Below are 18838 nucleotides of genomic sequence, written 5' to 3'. Positions count from 1 at the left end.
CGAGCAGGAGAGCCCGTGCCCCCGAAGTCAGGCATCAGCCTCGACACCATCGACCGCGACACCCGCCCGCAGGACGACCTCTTCCGGTTCGTCAACGGCGGATGGCTCGACCGCACGGAGATCCCCGGCGACCGGTCGCGGTACGGCAGCTTCGACATCCTGCGCGAGCAGTCGACGCAGCGGGTGCGTGAGCTCATCGAGGAGTCGGCGCAGGCCGCCCTCGCGGCGGATGCCGGTGGGCCCGCGACGACGGCCACGCCCGGTCGCCAGGTGGGTGACCTCTATGCCAGCTTCATGGACACCGCCCGCATCGAGGAGCTGGGCCTGAGCCCCCTCGCCCCGCTGCTCGGCGAGGTGGCCACGGTCGACGACGCGGAGTCGCTCGTCGGCGTCATGGGTCGCCTGCAGCGCGTCGGGGTCGCCGGCGCCGTCGCCCACTACGTCATGCCCGACAAGCGCTCGCCCGACGAGTACGTCGTCTACCTCACGCAGTCGGGCCTCGGGCTGCCCGACGAGTCGTACTACCGCGAGGAGCAGTACGCCGACATCCGGGACGCCTACGTGCGCCACGTGGCCCGCATGCTCGACCTCGCCGGCATCCCCGGCTCGCAGGACAAGGCCGAGCGCGTCATGGCGCTCGAGACCCGGCTGGCGTCGGCCCACTGGGACAAGGTGAGCAACCGCGACGCAGTGCGCACCTACAACGCGCACACCTTCGACGAGCTGGAGCAGCTCGTACCCGAGCTCCCCTGGCAGACATGGGTTTCCGCGCTCGGTGCACCCGACGGTTCGTTCGACCGTGTCGTCGTGAACCAGCCCGACTACGTCACCGCGCTCGGCCGGGCGCTCGCCGAGGTCGACGTCGACGACTGGCGCGCCTGGCTCACGTGGGGCGTCGTCAACGAGTTCGCGGGGCTGCTGCCCTCGACCCTCGTCGACGCCGACTTCGACTTCTACGGGCGCACGCTCTCGGGGCAGCCCGAGAACAAGGAGCGGTGGAAGCGCGGCGTCGCGGTCGTCGAGGACCACCTGGGGGAGGCGGTCGGTCGCCTCTACGCCGAACGGTGGTTCCCGGCATCCTCGAAGGAACGGATGCAGCAGCTCGTCGCGAACCTCGTCGAGGCGTTCCGGCGCTCGTTCGCCTCGCTCGAGTGGATGGGTGACGCCACGAAGGCCGAGGCCATCGACAAGCTCGAGCGCTTCACGCCCAAGATCGGCTACCCGGACGTCTGGCGCGACTACTCGGGCATCGAGGTCGGCGCCGATGACCTGGTCGGGAACGTCTGCCGCGCGACGTCGTTCGAGGTCGACCGCAACCTCGCCAAGATCGGCGGGCCCATCGACCGCACCGAGTGGTTCATGCTGCCGCAGACGGTCAACGCCTACTACATGCCGCCGATGAACGAGATCGTCTTCCCGGCCGCGATCCTGCAGCCCCCGTTCTTCGACCCCGACGCCGACGACGCCGTCAACTACGGCGGCATCGGCGCCGTCATCGGCCACGAGCTCGGCCACGGCTTCGACGACCAGGGCTCGCGCTACGACGGCACCGGGGCGCTGCGCGACTGGTGGACCGACGACGACCGCGAGCGCTTCGACGCCCTCGCCCAGCGCCTCATAGCCCAGTTCGACACCTACGTGCCGGCGGGACTCGAGCCCTCGCACCACGTCAACGGCTCGCTCACCGTGGGCGAGAACATCGGTGACCTCGGCGGGCTGCAGATCGGCTACGCCGCGTACCGCATCGCGACCGAGCGGGACGGCGCGCCCGAGCTCGACGGCTTCACCGGCGCGCAGCGCTTCTTCCTCGGCTGGGCGCAGGTGTGGAAGGGCAAGGCGCGGCCGGAGGAGGCCGTGCGGCTGCTCGCCGTCGACCCCCACTCGCCGCAGGACGTGCGCGGCAACGCGGTGCGCAACCTGTCGGAGTTCCACGAGGCCTTCGACGTCGCGACTGGCGACGGCCTGTGGCTCGAGCCCGACGAGCGGGTGCGCATCTTCTGATCAGGACAGGTCGAGCTTGAACCCGACGTGGGAGGCCGTGAAGCCGAGGCGCTCGTAGAAGCGCCTCGCGTCGGTGCGGGAGGCGTCGCTGGTCAGCTGCACGAGCGACGCGCCCCGGCGGCCCGACTCCTCGATCGCCCAGCGCACGAGGCGCTCGCCGAGGCCGTGGCCCCGGTGCCCCGCGGCGACGCGGACCCCCTCGATGACCGCCCGGCTGGCGCCGCGGCGTGACAGGCCGGGCACGACGCTCAGCTGGAGCGTGCCGACGACGACGCCGTCGAGCTCGGCGACGACGAGCACGTGGGCCGGGTCGGCCTCGATGCGGTCGAACGCCTGGGAGTACGGGTCGAGGTTGCCGAGGTCCTCACGCGTTCGACCGAGCGGGTCGTCGGCGAGCAGCGCGACGACCGCCGGGACGTCCTCGCGGCGCGCGGGCCGGATGGCGGGCGGCGTAGCCGGGCCGGAGGCGGGGTCGCTCACGACTCGGCGGCGGTCTTGAGCCGGGAGAGGCCCCGCTCGAAGTCGGGGCCGAGCATGCGGTCCATCGACCACAGCCGGTTCATCAGCCGCATGACGAGGTTCTGCGGCCCGGTCATGACCCACTCGACGTCGGTACCGCCCGTGGAGGCCGGGGTGAGCGTGAACTCGACCCGGTTGCGGGCCGTCATCGGGGCCTTGAAGTGCAGGTCGACGACGACGCGGTCGGGCTTGCTCTCGAGCACCTCCATGCGGCCCTCGCCGGCCTTGCGGTCACCGCGCCACGCGTACACGGCCCCGACCCCGGAGCGGGGACCGTCGTAGGTGCGCTCCATCTGCCCGTCGAGGCTCTCCCACGGCGACCAGCGCCGCCACTCGTGGAAGTCGTCGAGCAGGGCGTGCACCCGCTGGGGCGGGGCGTCGATCGTCGTCGACCGGCTGAAGCGGAAGTCCGAGGCCATGGCCGGCATCCTGTCAGATGCCGACCACGGCCCCGCTCACCTCAGGCGCCGCTCACACGCTGCTCACGCCTTGGGCGGTGCGATCTCCTGCTGCGCGGGCAGCTGGTCCTGGCGCACGATCCCGACCGGGCAGGTCATGCCGTTGGGGCCGTGGTTGCAGTAGCCGCCGGGGTTCTTGTGCAGGTAGCCCTGGTGGTAGTCCTCGGCGAGGTAGAACGGCCCCGCGTCATCGGCCGAGCGGACCTCGGTCGAGATCTGCCCGTAGCCGTTGTCGTCGAGCACCTTCTGGAAGGCCTCCCGGGTCGACTCGGCGGCGGCCCGCTGCTCGTCGGTGGTCCAGTAGATCGCGGACCGGTAGGCGGTGCCGACGTCGTTGCCCTGACGGTTGGCCGTCGTCGGGTCGTGGTTCTCCCAGAACGCCTTGAGCAGCAGCTCGGGCGACGTGCGCTCGGGGTCGTAGACGACCCGCACGGCCTCGGCGTGACCGGTGAGGCCGGTGCACGTCTCCTCGTAGGTGGGGTTGGGAGTGTACCCGCCCATGTAGCCGGCCGCGGTCGAGACGACCCCCTCCTGCCGCCAGAAGATGCGCTCCACGCCCCAGAAGCAGCCCATCGCGACGTAGAGCACCTGCGACCCGTCGGGCCACGGACCCTCGATGGGGGTGCCGAGCACGACGTGCGTGGGGGAGACGGAGAAGGGGCGCGTCGGCCGCCCCGACAGGGCCTCCTCGCGCGTCGGCAGCTGCGTCTTGCGACCGAATCCGAACACCATGCGAATGTCACATCCTTCGTCGAGCGTGGCTTTCGTGCCCTGCAACGCCGCGGGGGCTCGCTCTATGCCTGCGGCACCCGGGCGGCGGCCCCGGTGGGCCGCCGGACGGGTACCCCGCCCAGCACGGTGAGCCGGTCGAGCGCGGCCGCGGTGGCCCCGTCGAGGTCGGCCGTCGGGTCGGCGAGGTCGATGAGCAGGCCCTCGGTGTGGCTGGGCAGGGAGTGCGCGCGCACCGCTCCCGCGAAGACGTCGCGGAACCGGTGCGCGCCGGCGACGAAGGGGGTCCCGCCGAGCAGCACCGACGCCGGGTTGAGGGTGTTGACCAGCCAGCTCGTGGCGAGCCCGAGCCGCTCGGCCGCCTCGTCGAGGAGGGCGTCGACACCGGGGTGGTGCAGGTCGTGCAGCTGCGCCACCGTGGCCCCCGCCGTCGCCACCCTCGCCGCGTCGGCGCCGAGCAGCTCGGCGGCGCGGGAGCGGATGTACCAGCCGGCCGTCACCGTCTCGAGGCAGCCGATGCGCCCGCACTCGCAGCGACGGTCGCTGTCGGTGACCCGGCTGTGCCCCACCTCACCGACCGCCCCCGTCGCGCCCTGCAGCACCCGCCCACCGCTGACGACCCCGACCCCGACGCCGTGGTCGACGAAGACGACGAGGGCGTCGCGGTGCAGTCCCGTGCGGGCCACCCCGAGGGCGGCGGATGCCGTGGGGTTGAGCACCGTGACGGGCGCCGAGAGGGCGGCCTCCACGTCGTCGAGGGGGACCGGACCGGGGTCGAGGGCGCTGCCGACGACGCACTGCGTCACGGGGTCGAGCCGGCCGGCGAGCAGCAGGCTGACGCTCGTCGGCCGGTCGAGGTGCTGCTCGTCGGCGAGGTCGCGCAGCAGCGCGGCGACGAGCGGCAGGGTCGTCGCGGCGACCTCCGGGTTGGCCACCGTCACGGTGCCGTGGGTCCGGCCGCCGGCGTCGACGAGCCGGGCGTCGATGCCGTGGGGGAGCAGGCGCACGACGGCCGCGACGGCGCACGCGGGGCGGAACGCGATGAGGATGCCGGGGCGGCCCGTCGTCGACCTGGGGTCGGGCCCGGCGGCCTCGGCGACGCCGTGGTGCAGCAGGGTGCGGGCGATGGCGGCCACCGTGGGCCGGGCCAGCCCCGTGCGGCGGACGAGCTCGGCCTGGCTGAGCGGGCCGTCGGACTGCAGCACCTCGAGCACGGCGGCCGTGTTGATGTCGCGGGCGACGGCGGGGCCCGCGGAGGCGGTCATGGCGCGATGGTAGCGGCGCCGGGCCCACCGGCACCCCCTGTCCGTCCCCTTATGGAAGGGCTATTGACGTAAGGGGTTCGCCCCGTTTGACTGCGCCTGACCTGATTCCGTCGAACCACAGGAGCTTCGATGTCCCACCCCGTCCCGGCCCATCTCCCGCGCCGGTCCGTCCTCTTCGGCGCGGCCGCCGCCGGTCTCGCGATCCCGGCCGTCCTGCCCGGTCTGTCGGCGCACGCGGCGACGGCCACGGCCACGGCCGCGTCGCGACCGCTGCGCTTCGTCCTCGACGCGACCGTGCTCGACGGCGGCGAGCAGGTGACCTCGGTGACCCTCGACACCTCGGGGCTCGCGGCGATCGACCCGGCCAGCCTGACGACCGAGACCTTCGCGGTGCACGCCACCTCCACCAGCCCGATCCCGCTCGGGGAGGGCGAGCGGATGTTCGGCCTCTACGACGTCGACCGCGAGGTCGTCGCGGCCCGCTTCGACTCGCGCGGCGACATCGTCCTCGACCTGCGCACCGCGGAGGGCCTCGCCGGTGGTGGCACGCTCGGCTACTTCGCCAACCGGGGCCGCAACGTCCAGCTCGACCTCGAGTACACGATCACGCAGCAGGCGCCGCTGCGCCAGGGCGACGGCTCCCCGCTCACCTTCGCGTCGTTCCGCCAGGGTCGGCTGCGCGACCGCGAGGTGGACGCCTTCTCGTACCACGTGTCGAAGTCGGACATGAAGTACCGCCTCTACTCGCCGGCCACGACGTCGAAGGCGAAGAAGCCGCTCATCGTGTGGCTGCACGGCGGCGGCGAGGGCGGCTCGCTCGTCGACGACTACTATGACAACGAGACGACCCTGCGGGCCAACCGAGGTGCCCTCGGCTTCGCGACCGAGGAGGCGCAGCGCATCTTCGGCGACGCGTACGTCGTCGCGCCGCAGGCGTTCTCGTTCTGGATCGAGGACGGCGACCGGTACGCGCCGCTCATCAAGGAGATCGTCGACGAGGTGGCCCGCCAGCACCGGGTCGACCGCGACCGCATCTACGTCGCCGGCTGCAGCAACGGCGGGTTCATGACGCTCAAGCTGACCGCCCTCTACAAGGGTCTGTTCGCGGCGTCGGTGCCGATCTGCGGTGTCGTGCAGCCCTTCGGGCCGTCGGGCGTGCGCCTCGTCACCGACCGCGAGCTGCGCGGCATCACGACGCCGACGTGGCTCGTCACGTCGCTGGACGACACGACGGTCGCCCCGGAGCCCAACACCGTGCTCGCCTCACAGCTCATCCCCGGGGCGAAGAAGACCCTGTACGAGAACGTGACGTGGAACGGCTACCGCTACAGCGGCCACTGGTCGTGGATCTACGTGGCGCGCAACGACCCCCGCATGGGCAATACCTCGATCTGGCAGTGGATGGCCCGCCAGGAGCGCTGAACCCGCTACCGACGGACGCCCTCGGGGGTGGCGTCCGTCGGCAGCCGGCCGACGATCCTGCCCGCCACGTCCGCGGGCAGGAGGTCGGTGGTGTCGACCACGACGGCATCCGGTGGTGGTGGCAGCGTGGGGACCTCGAGCAGCGGGCGCAGCACCTCGGCGTCGCGCAGCTTGGCCCGGGCGGCGCGGTCGGCTCCGACGACCCTGCGCAGGAGCACCTCCCGGTCGGCCTCGAGCCAGACGGGCAGGAAGTGAGCCCCCCGCCGCCCCGCGAGGTAGCGCAGCCGCTCGACGAGGGCGGCGTTCTGCGGGGTGTCGGGCAGCCAGTGCGTGAAGACGTGGCTGACCTCCGGCGGGGCGAGCTCGGCCGCCTCCATGACGATGTCGAGCACGCGCAGCCGCAGCGCGTCGGTGCCCTCGATGCCTCGACCGCGGCCCACCCCCGCAGGCACGAAGACCGGGTCGTTGACCAGGTGGTTGTCGACGACGACCGCGCCGGTGCGCCGTTCGACCTCGCGCGCGACGGTGAGCTTGCCCACCGCCGGCGGGCCGACGAGGTAGACGAGGTGCGTGAGGGGTTCCACGCCGCGACGGTAACCCCGCCGAGCGGTGGTCGTGGGGTGCCGGTCCGGTGCCGGTCCGGTGCCGGTCCGGTGCCCCGGGATACGGCGTGGCGCGACGGGACGCCTGCGGTCCAGACTGACCGCATGACCGAGCCCGCCGACGTCCAGGTCGTCCCGATCGACCTCCTCGCCGACCACGACCCGGAGCAGGACGCCGCCGCCCAGGACTGGATCGGGGTGCACGCCTCGGTTCAGGTCGAGCTGTTCGGCGAGGGCAGCAGCGCCTGGACCCTCGAGGAGGTCCGCGAGCTGCACCGGTCGGGCGACAAGCGCCGCATCGACCGGGCCGCCCTCGTCGACGGCCGCCTCGTCGGTGCGCTCGAGCTCATGCTGCCGGTCCACGACAACCGTGACACGGCGCTGCTCTGGCTCTCCGTCGACCCGTCGTCGCGGGGCCGCGGCGTCGGGTCGACGCTGCTGGCGGAGGCCGAGCGCGTGGCCGCGGCCGAGGGCCGCGGCGTCCTGCGGGTCGAGACGGAGTGGGCGGCCGGGAGCACCGACACCGCGGAGCCCTTCGCCCGACGACACGGGTTCGAGGTGGGTCAGGAGGTGCTGCGCAGCGAGCAGCGGTTGCCCGTCGACCCGGCCCTGCTCGGCCGCCTGCTCGGTCCCTTGACCGACCCCTTGACCGACCCCCTGCCGTCCGGGGGCGACGGGTACGTCGTCGAGTTCTTCGTCGACACGATGCCGGAGGCCTGGTACGCCGACCGGGTGGTGCTCCAGCAGCGCATGAGCACCGATGCCCCGGCCGACGACCTCGACCTCGAGGAGGAGGTCTGGGACGTCGAGCGCCTGCGCCGGGCACAGCAGGCGACCCGCGCTTCCGGCCGCCGCGTCGTCGAGTCCGTCGCCCGGCACGTCGCCTCCGGCCGTCTCGTCGGTTTCACCACCGTCACGGTCAGCGCCTCGAGCCCCGACCTCGGCTACCAGCAGGACACGCTCGTGCTTCGCGAGCACCGGGGCCACGGCCTCGGCCTGCGGCTCAAGGCGGCGAACGCCCGGCGCGTCGCGGAGGCACTGCCCGACGTCACCCGGATCCGCACGTGGAACGCCGCCTCGAACGGGCCCATGCTCGACGTCAACCGACGGCTCGGCTACGTCGTCGACGGTCACAGCCGCGAGTGGCAGCGGGCCACCTGACGAGGCCGGGCCCGGACGGGGAATGTCCCAGGGGTCGGGCCGGTTGGACCCCCTCGGTCGTGCGTGCCATCGTTATGCCGATGCCAACCGGTGCTTATGCATCGCCTCGACGACCGGGTCTGCCGCCACCACGGCGGGCCCACCCCGAAACCGACCGCGACGAGTCGTCGCCCACCCGAGAAGAAGGACACCCCCCATGCGCTCGAGGACCGTCCTCACCGCCGTCGCCGCCACCGCCCTCACCGCCGTGCTCGCGGCCTGCGGGGGTGGCTCGGGCGGTTCGGGTGGCTCGGGCGACTCCGAGCTCGCCGCGGTGAAGTCGGCCGGCACCCTCAAGGTCGGCACCGAGGGCACGTACTCGCCCTTCTCCTTCCACGACCCGAGCAGCAACGCGCTCACCGGCTACGACGTCGACGTCGCCAAGGCGGTGGCGGACAAGCTCGGCGTCAAGGTCGAGTACGTCGAGACCCCGTTCGACGCGATCTTCGCCGGGCTGTCGGCCAAGCGCTTCGACGTCGTCGTCAACCAGGTGACGAAGAACCCCCAGCGCGAGGGCCTCTACGGCCTGAGCACGACGTACACGTACTCCGAGGGCGTCGTCGCCACCCGCGCCGACGACAGCTCGATCACCTCGCTCGCCGGCCTCAGCGGCAAGAAGTCCGCGCAGAGCCTGACGAGCAACTGGGCGCAGGTCGCCAAGGACGCCGGCGCGCAGGTCGAGTCGGTCGAGGGCTTCACTCAGGCCGTCACGCTGCTCAAGCAGAAGCGCGTCGACGCCACCGTCAACGACAACCTCGTCATCCTCGACTACCAGAAGTCGACCGGCGACACCTCCGTCAAGATCGCCGCGAGCACGGGTGACGTCTCGCAGCAGGTCATCGCCACCCGCAAGGGCAGTGACCTCGTCGGCGCCGTCGACACCGCCCTCGCCGACCTCAAGAAGGACGGCACCCTCAAGAGCATCTCCGAGAAGTACTTCAAGGAGGACGTCTCTGTCGCCCCGTCGGGTGCCGGGACGCCCGCGACCAGCGCCACGTCGTGAACGACCAGACGGTCACCCTGATCGTCGACTCGTTGGGCCCGCTGCTGCGGGCGACGGTGACCTCGACGATCCCGCTGACGCTCGTCAGCTTCGTGCTGGGCCTGATCCTGGCCCTCGTCGTGGCGCTGATGCGCCTGTCGTCCGTCAGCGCCGTGGCGGCCGTCGCGCGGTTCTACATCTCCGTCGTGCGCGGCACGCCGCTGCTGCTGCAGCTGTTCATCATCTACTACGGCCTGCCCTCGCTCGGGCTCAGCTTCGACCCCTTCCCGGCGGCCGTGCTCGCCTTCACCCTCAACGTCGGTGGCTACGCGGCCGAGGTCATCCGCTCCGCCATCCTGTCGGTGCCCAAGGGCCAGTGGGAGGCGGCCTCGACCGTCGGCATGGGATACGCGACGACGCTGCGCCGCGTCGTGCTGCCGCAGGCCGCACGCACCGCGGTGCCCCCGCTGTCCAACACCCTCATCTCCCTCGTCAAGGACACCTCGCTCGCCTCGACCATCCAGGTGACGGAGCTGCTCCGGGTGGCGCAGGAGGCGGCCGCCCCCACGTACCAGTTCTTCGCCCTCTACGGCGTCGCCGCGGTCTACTACTGGGTGGTGTGCCTCGTGCTGTCGTTCGGCCAGGCCCGCCTCGAACGCCGAGAGAACAGGTACGTCGCCGCATGAGCACCACGCCCGTCAGCCCCGATCCCGTTGCGCCGCAGAGCGGCCCGCTCGTCACCGTCAGAGGCCTCGCCAAGTCGTTCGGCGACAACCACGTGCTGCGCTCGATCGACTTCGAGGTCGCCCCCGGCAGCGTCACCGTCGTCGTCGGCCCGTCGGGGTCGGGCAAGACGACGGTGCTGCGCTCGCTCAACGCCCTCGACGTGCCGGATGCCGGCGTCGTCCGCATCGGTGACGTCGAGGTCGACTTCGGGCGGGCCCCCGTGACGAAGAAGCAGGTGGCGGCGCTCCGGGCGCAGAGCGGGATGGTGTTCCAGTCGCACCACCTGTTCCCGCACCTGACGGTGCTGCAGAACGTCACCTCCGGGCCGGTGCTCGCCTCCGGCCGCGACCAGGCGCAGGCCGCGACCGAGGCGCGCGAACTGCTGCGCCTCGTCGGCCTCGCCGAGAAGGCCGACGCCTACCCCTACCAGCTGTCGGGCGGTCAGCAGCAGCGTGTCGGCATCGCCCGCGCGCTCGCGGTGCGACCCAAGCTCATGCTCTTCGACGAGCCCACCTCGGCCCTCGACCCCGAGCTCGTCGGTGAGGTGCTGTCGGTCATGAAGGACCTCGCCGCCCAGGGGTGGACCATGGTCGTCGTCACCCACGAGATCCGCTTCGCCCAGCAGGTGGCCGACCAGGTGCTCTTCATGGACGGCGGGGTGGTCGTCGAGCGCGGGACGCCGGCCCAGGTGTTGACCGACCCCTCGACCGACCGGGCCCGCCAGTTCCTGCACCGCATCCTCGACCCGCTCGACTGAGGTCGCCCGGGGCGTCGGGGCAGCGACCCGCCACCCCGACCGCGCGGTAGCGTCCCGTGCGGGGCCCGGCTGTGGCAGGGTGTGCCCGAATCCATACTCGGGGGGAATGAATTATGCTGCACGGGTCCGGCCGGCCGACCGTCGTCGTCGTGGGTGGGGGAGCGGCGGGCAGCCTCGTCGCCCTGCACCTCGCCCGCACGTCGCACCAGCGGGGGAGCGCCGTCGACGTCGTCGTCGTCGACCCCGCCGACACGCTGGCCCGCGGCACCGCGTTCGGCACGACCGACGACGAGCACCTGCTCAACGTGCCGGCATCCGGCATGACGGCCCTGCCCGCCGACCCCGGCCACTTCGTCGCCTGGCGTGCCCGTCAGGACCACGGGTCGCCCACGGAGGCAACGGCGTTCGCGCCACGGCGCCAGTTCGGTCGCTACCTCGAACAGGTGGTGCGCGAGTCGTTCGAGCTCGCCGGGGCGACCGCCTCGCTGCGGCACGTGCGCACCCGCGCCACCGGGCTGCGGCGGTCCGGTGCCGCCCTGACGGTCCAGCTGGCCGACGGTCACGAGCTGCCCGCCGACGGCGTCGTCGTCGCGACCGGGCTGCCGGCCGCCGGACACGACTGGGCCGTCGACGAGCTGCTCGCCTCGCCCTTCTTCGTCCCCGACCCCTGGGCGCCCGGCGCCCTCGACGTCGTGCGCCGCGACCGCCGCGGCCCCGCCGACGTGCTCGTCGTGGGTGCCGGCCTGACGATGGTCGACGTCGTGCTCTCGTTGACCCGGGGCGGCACGCGCGACGACCGACGCGTCGTCGCGGTCTCGCGCACGGGTGAGCTGCCGGCGGTGCACGCCGAGGAACAGCAGCTCGCCGCCATCCCCGACGTCGACGACTGGGGCGGCACCCTCGACGAGCTGCGCCGCCACGTCGAGAGGTACGTCGGGCGGGTGTCGGGCTCCACGGGTGACTGGCGCCCGGCGATGGACGGCCTGCGCTTCCGCGTCAGCGAGCTGTGGCAGCGCCTGTCGGAGGCCGACCGCGCCGCGTTCCTCGCCCATGACGCCGGCCGCTGGAACCGTCACCGCCACCGGATGCCGCCGAGCTCGGCGGCCGTGCTGCGCGGGCTCGCCGACGCCGGTCGTCTCGAGCAGCGCACGGGCCGGGTGACCGACGCCGAGCCGCTGCCGACCGGCGGCCTGCGGGTCACGCTCGACGACGGGAGCTCCGTCGAGGCGGGCTGGGTGGTCAACTGCACGGGGCCGGCCCTCGACGTGACCCGGCTCGCAGACCCGCTGCTCGACGACCTGCTGACCCCGCGGGGCGGGGTGGCCCTGGCGCGCACCGCCACCGCCGGGATGGGCCTGCGAACCCGCGACGCTCGCCTGCTCGACTCGACCGGCCGCGCCGACGCCCCGGTGTGGACGCTCGGGGCGCTGCGCCGCGGCGAGCTGTGGGAGTCGACGGCCGTGCCCGAGATCCGCAGCCAGGCCGTGGCCGTCGCCGTCGCGGTGCTCGACGCCGTCGCGCCCCAGCCCCGCCGGCTCGAGGACGGCCGGCTCGTGAGCGGCCAGCACCCTGTGGCCCGGCCGCGCGACCCCCTCGGCCTGCCACTGTCGACGACGGCCGAGGCCGCCACCCGGTACAACGCCGGGCTGGAGCGCGTCATGCGTCTGCAGTCGGGCGGGGAGGAGCTGCTGCGCGAGGCGGCGGCCCTCGACCCCGACTTCGCCCTCGCCCACGCGGCGCTCGCCATGCTCGGGCACGAGGCGGGGGCCGACACCGACGTCGACGCGTCGCTGCAGGCCGCGCGGCGGGCGGTGCTGCGCCGCGGTGACGACCGTGAACGCAGCCTCGTCGACGTCGTCGGCCGCCGGGTCGACGACACCCGCCACGAGGGCGCACGGGCGCTGATGAACCACATCGCCCGGCATCCGCGTGACGTCCTCGCGGTGTCCGCGGCGGTGCCGACCATCGCCTTCTCCGGGGTCACCGACATCCAGCAGGAGGCGTGGGACCTCGTCGACGGACTCGCCCCGGCCTACGGCGACCACTGGTGGTACATCTCGCTGCTCGCCTTCACGCGGCAGGACCAGGGCCGTTTCGAGGAGGCCGGCCTGCTCGCCGAGAGCGCCCTCTTCTGCGAGCCGTCGTCGGGTCACGCCGTGCACGCCCAGACCCACGTCCTGTACGAGACCGGTCGGCACGAGGCGGGTCGTGTCTGGCTCGACCACTGGGTGGCCGAGAGCGGCCGGGAGGCGTCGCACCGGGCGCACTTCTCGTGGCACGCTGCCCTGCACGAGCTCGCCACCGGCGACACGGAGGCGGTGCGCCGGCGCTACTACAGCCAGCTGGCGCCGCCCACGGTCACCGGGGTGCGCGCCCTCGTCGACTCGGCGTCGCTGCTGTGGCGCTGGCGCATCACGACCTCCGACTGGGACGCCGCCACGGGCGGGTCGGCCTTCGTCGGGGAGTCCGCGCCCCCGCCCGTCCAGAGCGTGCTGGATGCCGCGGGGCCGGGTCTCGTCGACCGGCCGGAGACCCCGTTCGTCGCCCTCCACTCCGCGCTCGCCCTGGCCGCCGCCGGTGACCTGGGGCGGCTCGCCGCCCTGCGTCGGCACTGCGCCTCGGCCTCCGACCCGACCGTGCGCACCGTCGTCGCGACGGTGTGCGACGGCCTCCTCGCGGCGGGCGAGGGTGACTGGGACACGGCGGCGCTCGTGCTCGGTGACCTCCAGCCGCAGCTCGTGCGGGTCGGGGGGTCGGCCGCCCAGCGGGAGGTGGTCGAGGAGACGCTGCTCTTCGCCCTCGTCAGCTCGGGCCGCGCCGAGGCCGCGGCACGGCTGCTCGACGCCCGCCTCGACCGTCGTCCGTCGCCCCTCGACGCCCGCCGCCGCGGCTCGCTGCTGGGGGCGGCCGCGTCAGGTCGCTGAGGGGCTCTCGGCTCCGCCGCGTCGGCCCCGGGTGAGGGCGAGCGTCGTGCCGGCCACGCCGATGATCGAGACGGCGACGCCCACGCTGGCCCAGCCGGGGGTCTCCCAGTAGACGTCCTCGAGCGTGACGAGCAGGGCGATCTCGTCGACGACGAGGGCGAGACCGACGCCGAGCACCAGACCCATCCACCCCCGGGTGCGGGCGCTGCGGTCGACGAGGCCCATGACGGCGACGACCACGAGCAGCACCAGCCCCCAGAGGTAGTGGTGCAGGTGCACCCCGCCGATCTCGAGGTCGCCGGTGTCGCCGTCGCCGAGCTTGATCAGGCCGGTGACGACGCGCGCGACGACGAAGGTGACGGTGAACGCGGCCCAGGCGAGCACGAGTCCGGCGCGTGCGGGCTCGACGTGCAGCCACAGGCGCAGCCGCTCGCGACGGGACGGCGCCGCTTCCCCGGACGGCGTGACGCGCCTGCGTCGTCGGTTCTCCGGCGGGGCCTGCAGGTGCGCGTCCATGCTCGAGGGTAGGCAGGTGGAGCGGGCGAACCGGACACCGGGGGGCTCGTCCGGGGAGGTACTAGGACCATCGCCCGATGGCGGCTGCCCACGCGTTCACCGCACCCTGAGGGCACAGCGGATCCGCTGCCCACCCGGCGCTCGCCGGACGACGAGGAGGACCACCATGAACGCCACCACCCGCAGCACCCGCAGCACCCGCAGCACCCGCGCGGCCCGACGCGCCGCCCGCCCTCTGGCGGCCCTCGGCGCCGCCCTCGTCGTCGCCGGCGGGGTGGCGCTCGCCCCGGCCGCGTCGGCATCCGGCGGCCACGACACCGAGGTGCGCGCCTCCGGCACCTGCTCGTCCGGCGCGGCGTGGAAGCTCAAGGCCAAGGACGAGGACCGCCGCGTCGAGGTCGAGCTCGAGGTCGACAGCAACCGCGTCGGGCAGAGCTGGCGGGTGACCCTCAGCGACAACGGCACGACCGTCTTCACCGGCACGCGCGTCACGACGGCGCCGAGCGGCTCGTTCGACGTCGAGCGCGTCATCGCGAACCGGGCCGGCCAGGACGTGATCCGGGCGGTCGCGACGAACGTCTCCACGGGTGAGACGTGCCGCGGCTCGGTCACCTACGCGGGCTGACCTGCGCGACACCCGACACCGGACAAGGATGGGCTCGATGACACGCCTCGCTCTCGCCGTCGCCGCGGCAGCCGCCTTCGTGCCGGCCGCCCTCGGCCTGCTCGGCAACGCCTCGTTCTCGCAGAGCGTCCCGGCCCGGGTGCCCGCCTCGGCGCAGGTCGTGGGCACGGCAACCACCGCCACCCCCGTCGCGACGCGGACGCCCGCCCCGTCGGTGACCTCGGTGACCTCGGTGACGTCGCTCCCCAGTACGGATGCCGGTGACGACCACGGTGGGCGACGCACCGACCGCTCGGGCTCGGACGACTCGGGCTCCGGGCACTCGGGCTCGGGTCGTTCCGGGTCAGACGACTCGGGCTCCGACGACTCGCGGTCGGGGCGCTCCGGCTCGGGTCGCTCGGGGTCCGACGACTCAGGGTCCGGACACTCGGGGTCCGGCCACTCCGGGTCCGGCCACTCCGGGTCCGGCCACTCCGGACGGGACGACCACTGACACCACGACCAGCCCCGACCACGGGCACCGAGGACGACACGGTCCCGGTGCCCGTGGTCGGCGGCGTCCCGTGGGTCACGGTCGCCGACGGTCACGGGGCCGAGCCCCTCAAGGCGTTGCCCGGTCGCCGGCGAACCCTGCTGCAGCTCGGCCTGGCCGCGCTCGGCGTGTTCGTCCTCGTCGTCGTCGGCTCCTCCTTCGCCGCCAGCCGGCTCGCCGAGCGGGAGGCCGTCAACGACGTGGCCAACACGACGAACCTGCTCGCCACCGCCGTCGTGCAGCCCGCCGTGCGCGACTCGCTGCTGACCGGTGACCCGGCCGCGCGCGCCGCCCTCGACCGGGTCGTGCGCGAGTCGGTGCTGCCGAACGGCATCGTGCGCGTCAAGCTGTGGGCCCCCGACGGCACCGTCGTCTACGCCGACGAGAGCCGTCTCGTCGGGCAGCGTTTCGAGCTCGGCGACGACCAGCTCGCCGCCCTGGCCGACCCGCAGACGCGCGCCGAGGTGAGCGACCTCTCGAGCTCGGAGAACGAGTTCGAACGCTACGGCGGCAAGCTGCTCGAGGTGTACCGCCCCGTCTGGACCCCGAACGGCTCCGAGCTGCTCTTCGAGGTCTACGGCGACTACGGGCCGGTGCAGCAACGGGCCGACGGCCTGTGGCGTGGGCTCGCGGGTGTGCTGGCGACGAGCCTGCTCCTGCTGCTCGTGCTCATGGCCCCCGTCGTGCTGCGCCTGCTCGACCGTCTCGGGGCGGCCCAGCGACAGCGTGAGGCCCTGCTGCAGCGGGCCGTCGACGCCTCGGAGACCGAGCGCCGCCGCATCGCCGCCGACCTTCACGACGGTCCGGTGCAGGACCTCGTCGGCAGCTCGCTCGCCGTGTCCGGCGCCGCGGCCGCCCTGCGTGCGGACGGTCGCACCGAGCTGGCCGACGACGTCGGATCTGCCGCAGGCACAGTGCGATCCAGTGTCGCCAGCCTCCGTACTCTCCTCGTCGAGCTCTACCCGGCCCGGCTCGCCGACGCCGGCCTCGCCGCCTCGCTCGCCGACCTCACCCGCCCCCTCGGCCACCACGGCATCCGGGTGCGGCTCGACGTCGACCACGACGCCGCCACGGCCCTCAGCCCCGAGCGGCAGCAGGTCGTGCACCGTGTCACGCGAGAGGCGCTGCGCAACGTCGTCAAGCACGCCGGCGCCGAGACGGTGGTGGTGTCGCTGCACCTCGAGCCCGACGCGCCGCCCGGTCGACCCGTCGTGCTCGACGTCGCCGACGACGGCCGCGGCTTTGACCCGGCCGCCCCCGGGAGCGGGTCGGGTCACATCGGTACCCACGTCATGGCCGACCTCGCGGGCGACGCGGGGGCGCTGCTGCAGCTCGCGACGCGGCCGGGCGACGGCACCCGCTGGCGGCTCGCACTGCCGGGGTCGGCGTCGTGAGCGCGCCGGTGCGCGTCGTGCTCGTCGACGACCACCGCCTCGTGCGTGCGGGGCTGCGGGCGGTGATCGACGCCGAGGCCGACCTGGAGGTCGTCGGCGAGGCCGCCGACGGATCGGAGGTCGAGGCCGTGGTCGCACGGACCGCTCCAGACGTCGTGCTCATGGACCTCTCGATGCCCGTCGTCGACGGGATCGAGGCCACCCGGTCGCTGAGGTCGACGGGCCATCGGGCAGCCGTCGTCGTGCTCACCTCCTTCGCCGAGAGCAACCGGGTCGCCGCGGCGCTCGAGGCCGGCGCCGTCGGCTACCTGCTCAAGGACAGCGAGCCGCGCGACGTCGTCGTCGCGGTCCGGGCGGCCGCCGCCGGGCACGCCCCCATCGACCCACGGGTGGCCCGGGTGCTGCTGCCGTCGACGGGGGGAGGCGACGGTGGGCCGGCCCTCAGCCCGCGCGAGCGTCAGGTACTCGCCCTCGTCGCGACCGGCATGGCCAACAAGCAGATCGGGCGCGCCCTCGGCATCACGGAGCGAACCGTCAAGGTGCACCTCGGCAACGTCTTCCGTCACATCGGCGTGGGCGACCGCACGAGCGCGGCGCTGTGGGCCCGCGACCACGGCATCACCTGACGGGCACACCGAGCAGGCGACCCGGCATCCTCGCCTCGGCCCGTGGTCCACCACGTCGTCGGGCCCGCCCGCGGGGGTGAGGCGGGCTCGTGGCGGGCGGCGGGGCGTCGTTAGGCTGGCCACATGTCTGACGAACTCGGCTTCTCGACCCGCGCCATCCACGCCGGACAGGAGGCCGACGCCACGACGGGTGCGGTCGTGCCGCCGATCTACCAGGTCTCGACGTACAAGCAGGACGGCATCGGCGGCTTCCGGGGCGGCTACGAGTACAGCCGCTCGGCGAACCCGACGCGCACGGCGCTCGAGGAGTGCCTGGCGGCCTTGGAGGGCGGCGGTCGCGGTTTCGCCTTCGCCTCCGGGCTCGCCGGCCAGGACACCATCGCGCGCTCGCTGCTCGTGCCCGGCGACCACGTCGTCGTGCCGAGCGACGCCTACGGCGGCACCTACCGCTACTTCAACAAGGTCGCGCGTCCGCAGGGCATCGAGCACACCATCGCCCGCGTCGGTGACGTCGAGTCGGTGCGCGCCGCCATCCGCCCGGGCAGCACGAAGATCGTCTGGGTCGAGACGCCGACCAACCCGCTGCTCAACGTCGCCGACATCGAGGCGCTCGCCGAGGTCGCGCACGCGGCCGGGGCGGTGCTCGTCGTCGACAACACCTTCGCCACCCCGTACCTGCAGAACCCGCTCGCCCTCGGCGCCGACATCGTGACGCAGTCGACGACGAAGTACCTCGGCGGGCACAGCGACGTCGTCGGCGGCGCGGTCGTCACCGCCAAGCGGGTCGAGGTGCCGGGGTTCGAGGACGCCGAGGAGCGGATCGCCTTCAACCAGAACTCGATCGGCGGCGTGGCCGGCCCGTTCGACTCGTGGCTCGTGCTGCGCGGCGCCCGCACGCTGTCGGTGCGCATGGACCGTCACTGCGACAACGCCGAGAAGGTCGTCGACTTCCTCACCGGGCACGACGGCGTCAGCCAGGTGCTCTACCCGGGCCTGCCCGAACACCCCAACCACGACGTCGCCGCACGTCAGATGAAGCGCTTCGGCGGCATGGTCAGCTTCCGGATGAAGCGGGGCGAGGACGCCGCGGTCAAGGCGTGCGCCGCCGTGCGCGTCTGGACCTTGGGGGAGTCGCTCGGTGGCGTCGAGTCGCTCATCGAGCACCCCGCGCGGATGACCCACAGCTCGGTGGCCGGCACCGAGCTCGAGGTCCCCGACGACCTCATCCGCCTCTCGGTCGGCATCGAGGACGTCGACGACCTCATCGCCGACCTGCGCGAGGCCCTCGACATCCACGGCTGACCCCGTCGAGTGGCCGCGTCCCGACGAGGCTGACTCCGTCGAGTGGCCACTTCCCGACCGGGCTCGTCGCCGCTGTGCACACCCCCGGTTCGCCTCTCGTACGCGTCCCCAGCCAGACCTCGGCGGCTTCCCCCGACGTCGGGCGCGTCCCACCGTCGACGCATGTCGTCCTCACCCGCGCCCCCGCTCGATCTGGGCCCCGTCTTCCGCACCCGTACCGCCATCGCGGCGTCGGGCCGTCGTGGGCCACCGGGGGCT

The 18838-nt window shown here is 73.5% G+C and carries 18 protein-coding genes; 12 read left to right on the top strand and 6 right to left on the bottom strand.

Annotated elements, in window-relative coordinates; genetic code table 11:
• The first annotated feature begins 15 nt into the window (after window positions 1-15).
• Window positions 16-2001, top strand: coding sequence for a M13 family metallopeptidase (locus DFJ68_RS09250; RefSeq protein ID WP_121032605.1), 1986 nt, complete (start codon window positions 16-18; stop codon window positions 1999-2001).
• Here the strand turns inward: DFJ68_RS09250 and DFJ68_RS09245 are convergent, their stop codons facing one another.
• The 4 genes from DFJ68_RS09245 to DFJ68_RS09230 form a co-directional block, all read right to left on the bottom strand.
• Window positions 2002-2481, bottom strand: coding sequence for a GNAT family N-acetyltransferase (locus DFJ68_RS09245; RefSeq protein ID WP_211333313.1), 480 nt, complete (start codon window positions 2479-2481; stop codon window positions 2002-2004).
• Window positions 2478-2939 carry an SRPBCC family protein gene (locus DFJ68_RS09240; RefSeq protein WP_121032603.1) on the bottom strand — a complete coding sequence of 154 codons (462 nt, stop codon included), beginning with the start codon at window positions 2937-2939 and terminating at the stop codon, window positions 2478-2480. Before DFJ68_RS09240 ends, DFJ68_RS09245 begins: the two co-directional genes overlap by 4 nt.
• Before the next feature lie 63 nt (window positions 2940-3002).
• A complete protein-coding gene (gene msrA, locus DFJ68_RS09235) occupies window positions 3003-3710 on the bottom strand; it encodes a peptide-methionine (S)-S-oxide reductase MsrA (protein WP_121032601.1) in 708 nt (235 codons plus the stop codon).
• A 62-nt stretch (window positions 3711-3772) separates the two neighbouring features.
• The gene (locus DFJ68_RS09230) at window positions 3773-4972 is read right to left on the bottom strand and encodes an ROK family transcriptional regulator (RefSeq protein ID WP_121032599.1); all 1200 of its coding nucleotides are present in this window, start codon (window positions 4970-4972) and stop codon (window positions 3773-3775) included.
• A gap of 129 nt (window positions 4973-5101) precedes the next feature.
• Between DFJ68_RS09230 and DFJ68_RS09225 the strand changes: the two genes are divergently transcribed.
• Entirely contained in the window at window positions 5102-6394 is a 1293-nt protein-coding gene (locus DFJ68_RS09225; RefSeq protein WP_121032597.1) for a prolyl oligopeptidase family serine peptidase, read from the top strand.
• A 5-nt stretch (window positions 6395-6399) separates the two neighbouring features.
• Here DFJ68_RS09225 and DFJ68_RS09220 read toward each other — a convergent pair whose 3' ends face one another.
• Window positions 6400-6978 (bottom strand): P-loop nucleotide/nucleoside kinase family protein, encoded by a 579-nt coding sequence (locus DFJ68_RS09220; protein ID WP_121032595.1) that lies wholly within the window; start codon window positions 6976-6978, stop codon window positions 6400-6402.
• Window positions 6979-7101: 123 nt separating this feature from the next.
• Between DFJ68_RS09220 and DFJ68_RS09215 the strand changes: the two genes are divergently transcribed.
• From DFJ68_RS09215 to DFJ68_RS09195, 5 genes are all read left to right on the top strand, one after another.
• Window positions 7102-8157, top strand: a complete 1056-nt coding sequence (locus DFJ68_RS09215; protein WP_121032593.1) for a GNAT family N-acetyltransferase — start codon at window positions 7102-7104, stop codon at window positions 8155-8157.
• Between the two features lie 196 nt (window positions 8158-8353).
• Window positions 8354-9199 carry an amino acid ABC transporter substrate-binding protein gene (locus tag DFJ68_RS09210; protein WP_121032591.1) on the top strand — a complete coding sequence of 282 codons (846 nt, stop codon included), beginning with the start codon at window positions 8354-8356 and terminating at the stop codon, window positions 9197-9199.
• Entirely contained in the window at window positions 9196-9864 is a 669-nt protein-coding gene (locus tag DFJ68_RS09205; RefSeq protein WP_121032589.1) for an amino acid ABC transporter permease, read from the top strand. Before DFJ68_RS09210 ends, DFJ68_RS09205 begins: the two co-directional genes overlap by 4 nt.
• On the top strand, window positions 9861-10661 hold the full coding sequence (locus tag DFJ68_RS09200; RefSeq protein WP_121032587.1) for an amino acid ABC transporter ATP-binding protein: 801 nt from the start codon (window positions 9861-9863) through the stop codon (window positions 10659-10661). The genes DFJ68_RS09205 and DFJ68_RS09200 overlap by 4 nt, the downstream gene beginning before the upstream one ends.
• Window positions 10662-10774: 113 nt before the next feature.
• Window positions 10775-13585 (top strand): FAD/NAD(P)-binding protein, encoded by a 2811-nt coding sequence (locus tag DFJ68_RS09195; protein ID WP_121032585.1) that lies wholly within the window; start codon window positions 10775-10777, stop codon window positions 13583-13585.
• On the opposite strand, the gene DFJ68_RS09190 is transcribed toward DFJ68_RS09195, so the two are convergent.
• Window positions 13574-14101 carry a hypothetical protein gene (locus tag DFJ68_RS09190; RefSeq protein WP_211333311.1) on the bottom strand — a complete coding sequence of 176 codons (528 nt, stop codon included), beginning with the start codon at window positions 14099-14101 and terminating at the stop codon, window positions 13574-13576. The two genes, DFJ68_RS09195 and DFJ68_RS09190, sit on opposite strands and share 12 nt — an antisense overlap.
• Before the next feature lie 166 nt (window positions 14102-14267).
• Here DFJ68_RS09190 and DFJ68_RS09185 point away from each other — a divergent pair, with 166 nt between their 5' ends.
• The 5 genes from DFJ68_RS09185 (at window position 14268) to DFJ68_RS09165 (ending at window position 18580) form a co-directional block, all read left to right on the top strand.
• Complete coding sequence (locus tag DFJ68_RS09185) at window positions 14268-14726, top strand: hypothetical protein (RefSeq protein ID WP_121032583.1); 459 nt, start codon at window positions 14268-14270, stop codon at window positions 14724-14726.
• A gap of 37 nt (window positions 14727-14763) precedes the next feature.
• Entirely contained in the window at window positions 14764-15219 is a 456-nt protein-coding gene (locus tag DFJ68_RS18490; RefSeq protein WP_211333309.1) for a hypothetical protein, read from the top strand.
• A 47-nt stretch (window positions 15220-15266) separates the two neighbouring features.
• On the top strand, window positions 15267-16652 hold the full coding sequence (locus DFJ68_RS09175; RefSeq protein ID WP_147431540.1) for a sensor histidine kinase: 1386 nt from the start codon (window positions 15267-15269) through the stop codon (window positions 16650-16652).
• A complete protein-coding gene (locus DFJ68_RS09170; protein ID WP_121032579.1) occupies window positions 16649-17278 on the top strand; it encodes a response regulator in 630 nt (209 codons plus the stop codon). Before DFJ68_RS09175 ends, DFJ68_RS09170 begins: the two co-directional genes overlap by 4 nt.
• Before the next feature lie 123 nt (window positions 17279-17401).
• The gene (locus DFJ68_RS09165; protein ID WP_121032577.1) at window positions 17402-18580 is read left to right on the top strand and encodes a cystathionine gamma-synthase; all 1179 of its coding nucleotides are present in this window, start codon (window positions 17402-17404) and stop codon (window positions 18578-18580) included.
• Window positions 18581-18838: the final 258 nt, after the last annotated feature.

The organism is Terracoccus luteus (assembly GCF_003635045.1).
In the GTDB taxonomy this organism is placed as follows: domain Bacteria; phylum Actinomycetota; class Actinomycetes; order Actinomycetales; family Dermatophilaceae; genus Terracoccus; species Terracoccus luteus.
Note: the sequence above shows the minus strand (reverse complement) of the source record. Positions and strands in the feature narration are given on the sequence as shown.

Bases quoted from the DNA above. Each gene is read 5' to 3' on its own strand.
- DFJ68_RS09185 (WP_121032583.1), top strand. From the start codon at position 14,268: ATGAACGCCACCACCCGCAGCACCCGCAGCACCCGCAGCACCCGCGCG.
- DFJ68_RS09190 (WP_211333311.1), bottom strand. From the start codon at position 14,101: ATGGACGCGCACCTGCAGGCCCCGCCGGAGAACCGACGACGCAGGCGC.
- DFJ68_RS09200 (WP_121032587.1), top strand. From the start codon at position 9,861: ATGAGCACCACGCCCGTCAGCCCCGATCCCGTTGCGCCGCAGAGCGGC.
- DFJ68_RS09215 (WP_121032593.1), top strand. From the start codon at position 7,102: ATGACCGAGCCCGCCGACGTCCAGGTCGTCCCGATCGACCTCCTCGCC.
- DFJ68_RS09240 (WP_121032603.1), bottom strand. From the start codon at position 2,939: ATGGCCTCGGACTTCCGCTTCAGCCGGTCGACGACGATCGACGCCCCG.
- DFJ68_RS09225 (WP_121032597.1), top strand. From the start codon at position 5,102: ATGTCCCACCCCGTCCCGGCCCATCTCCCGCGCCGGTCCGTCCTCTTC.
- DFJ68_RS09165 (WP_121032577.1), top strand. From the start codon at position 17,402: ATGTCTGACGAACTCGGCTTCTCGACCCGCGCCATCCACGCCGGACAG.
- DFJ68_RS09210 (WP_121032591.1), top strand. From the start codon at position 8,354: ATGCGCTCGAGGACCGTCCTCACCGCCGTCGCCGCCACCGCCCTCACC.
- msrA (WP_121032601.1), bottom strand. From the start codon at position 3,710: ATGGTGTTCGGATTCGGTCGCAAGACGCAGCTGCCGACGCGCGAGGAG.
- DFJ68_RS09195 (WP_121032585.1), top strand. From the start codon at position 10,775: ATGCTGCACGGGTCCGGCCGGCCGACCGTCGTCGTCGTGGGTGGGGGA.
- DFJ68_RS09230 (WP_121032599.1), bottom strand. From the start codon at position 4,972: ATGACCGCCTCCGCGGGCCCCGCCGTCGCCCGCGACATCAACACGGCC.
- DFJ68_RS18490 (WP_211333309.1), top strand. From the start codon at position 14,764: ATGACACGCCTCGCTCTCGCCGTCGCCGCGGCAGCCGCCTTCGTGCCG.